Source organism: Archangium sp., assembly GCF_036389735.1.
In the GTDB taxonomy this organism is placed as follows: Bacteria; Myxococcota; Myxococcia; order Myxococcales; family Myxococcaceae; genus Archangium.
The window spans coordinates 1-1,993 of the sequence record NZ_DASVWK010000275.1 but is presented as its reverse complement, the minus strand read 5'-3'; the positions used below and the strand labels follow the sequence as shown (position 1 = coordinate 1,993).

Sequence of the window (1,993 nt, the reverse complement as noted above, 5' to 3'; positions counted from 1 at the left end):
GTGCGTGTGCCGGTGGTGGGCGTCATCAAGTTCCTCGACGCCGGGTGCGCGGACCCCAAGGTCATCTGTAGCGCGCGGCCGCTGCGTGCGGTGGACAGGGCGGGGCTGGAGGCCTTCTTCCGCACCTATGCCCTCTTCAAGCGGGCGCTGCACTTCGCGCGAGGCCAGCGCGGCGGCGACACCCGCTACCTGGGCTGGCTCGTGGACTTCACGGCGCGGCCAGCATGAGGCGCCGCAGCAGCACGGGGGACACGGGTCCGTAGGAGAAGAGCTCGTCGTGGAAGGCGGCCTCGTCGAAGCGGCTCCCCCGCTCGCGCCGGCAGTCCTCCTCCAACCGCTCGAACTCGAGCGCGCCGAGCAGGTAGGTGATGGCCTGCATGGGGATGCGCTTGTAGCGCAGCACCTCGCGGCGGGCGTTGGGCTCGGGCATGCAGGCGTGGTGCACGAGGTAGCGCACCGCCTCCTCACTCCTCATGCGCCCGGTATGGAGGCCGATGTCCACCACCACGCGCACCGCGCGCAGCGCCCGGGCCACCAGCGCCGTCAGGGACTCGGCGGCGGTGTAGAAGCCCGCGCGCCGCATCCGCTCCTCGGCGTAGGTGGCATAGCCCTCGATGTTGAGCATGGGGCCGAAGTGGCCGCGCGCCATGGCCACGTGGTCCGTCACCAGGAGGAAGCGCACGGGGGCCGGGTGCTGGGAGAAGGCGCGTTGCCAGGCGAGGCTCTGGAGGAAGTGGCCGGGGATGCCCTCGTGCACCGCGAGCAGGGCGGCCCAGACGGTGGGGTGCGCCGCGGCCATGGGCGCGACCACGAACCAGCCCACCTTGCGCGGGTCGAGCAGCGGCGCGGGCCAGTTGGTGCCTCGCACGTCCACCATGCCCGGCGGAATGGCCTTCATGCCCAGCCGGCAGCCGGCTGGCACGTTGAACATGCCCCGCTCGTGGATGAAGTGCTCGGCGCGCTCGATGAGCCCCCGGTAGAGGGGGATGACGTCCTCGTCCCGGGCGGGGTTCTCCGTCTCGAGCTGGGCGAGGAGCGCGCGGGCCTCGGCGAGCGTCGAGAGGGGGGCGCCGAGCTGACCGGCGAGCTGGACGATGGACTCCTGGGCCTGGGCGAGCACGTCCTCGGCCTGGCGCACCAGCTCCTCGGGCGAGGTGGAGAGGCCGAAGAGGTTCTCCAGCCGCCACCGGTACTCGTCCTCGCCGAGCACGACGCCGTGGCGCGCATGGGGGAGCACGCGGTCGCGGAGGAAGTGCCGGTGGGCCTCGAAGGCCTCGCGGGCCTCCCGGGCCGCTTGGTGGAGTGCCCGGGCCCCGGCGCTGGAGAGCGTCACCTGGTGCGCCTCGGGGAGGGCCGGGAGGTGCTCGAAGTAGCGCACGATGACGGGGAGGTGGTCCTCCGCGAACTCGTGGACGATGTGCGGGTCCGGTGGCGTGCCCGCGACGAGGCCCTCGGCGAGCAGGTGCTCCTGCTGACGGAGGAAGGTGGGGATGCGCGCGGTGCGGCTGGCGATGGCGGCCCAGTCCTCGGCCGTCTCGGCCTGGCCGATCTGGTACTGCAACATCGTGTGCGGATAGGTCGACAGCTCGACATTGCGCTGGTAGCTGCGCCGGTCCGCGGAGTCGTGGACATGGAAGCGGGTGACGCCGAGCATCGCCGTCCGGTCGAGCTGGGCGTCGGGGGGAAGCTCCTCGGGGGGGAGCCGTTCGAGCTGGGCGAGTGTGTCGTGGTGGAAGGCGTACTCATCCCCGAGGGCAGAGGGGGAGAGGTCCTTCAGCCGGTCGTCCAGGTCATGGCGCCCGAGGGTGGTGGCCTCCTCGGGCTGGGTCTGGAGGTAGCGCTCGAAGAAGGCGGAGCGCAGTCGCACGAAGGCGGCGAGGCTGGAGGAGGGGGCCTTGTTCATCTCCCCCGGAACTTAGTCATTGCTCTCGGGAAGAGAGCGGGGACTTGGGGCTGGGGGCGGGTTTGTCGGACATGCGGGCTTTATACTCGG

At 71.5% G+C, this 1,993-nt stretch carries 1 protein-coding gene and 1 pseudogene; one reads left to right on the top strand and one right to left on the bottom strand.

The features are described 5' to 3' along the window. A pseudogene (locus VF794_RS09860) lies at window positions 1-228 on the top strand (hypothetical protein); the annotation flags it as partial. On the opposite strand, the gene VF794_RS09855 reads toward VF794_RS09860, so the two are convergent. Continuing rightward, window positions 209-1,903 (bottom strand): DUF885 domain-containing protein, encoded by a 1,695-nt coding sequence (locus VF794_RS09855; protein WP_331109083.1) that lies wholly within the window; start codon window positions 1,901-1,903, stop codon window positions 209-211. The pseudogene VF794_RS09860 and the gene VF794_RS09855 sit on opposite strands and share 20 nt — an antisense overlap. Between the last annotated feature and the right edge of the window lie 90 nt (window positions 1,904-1,993).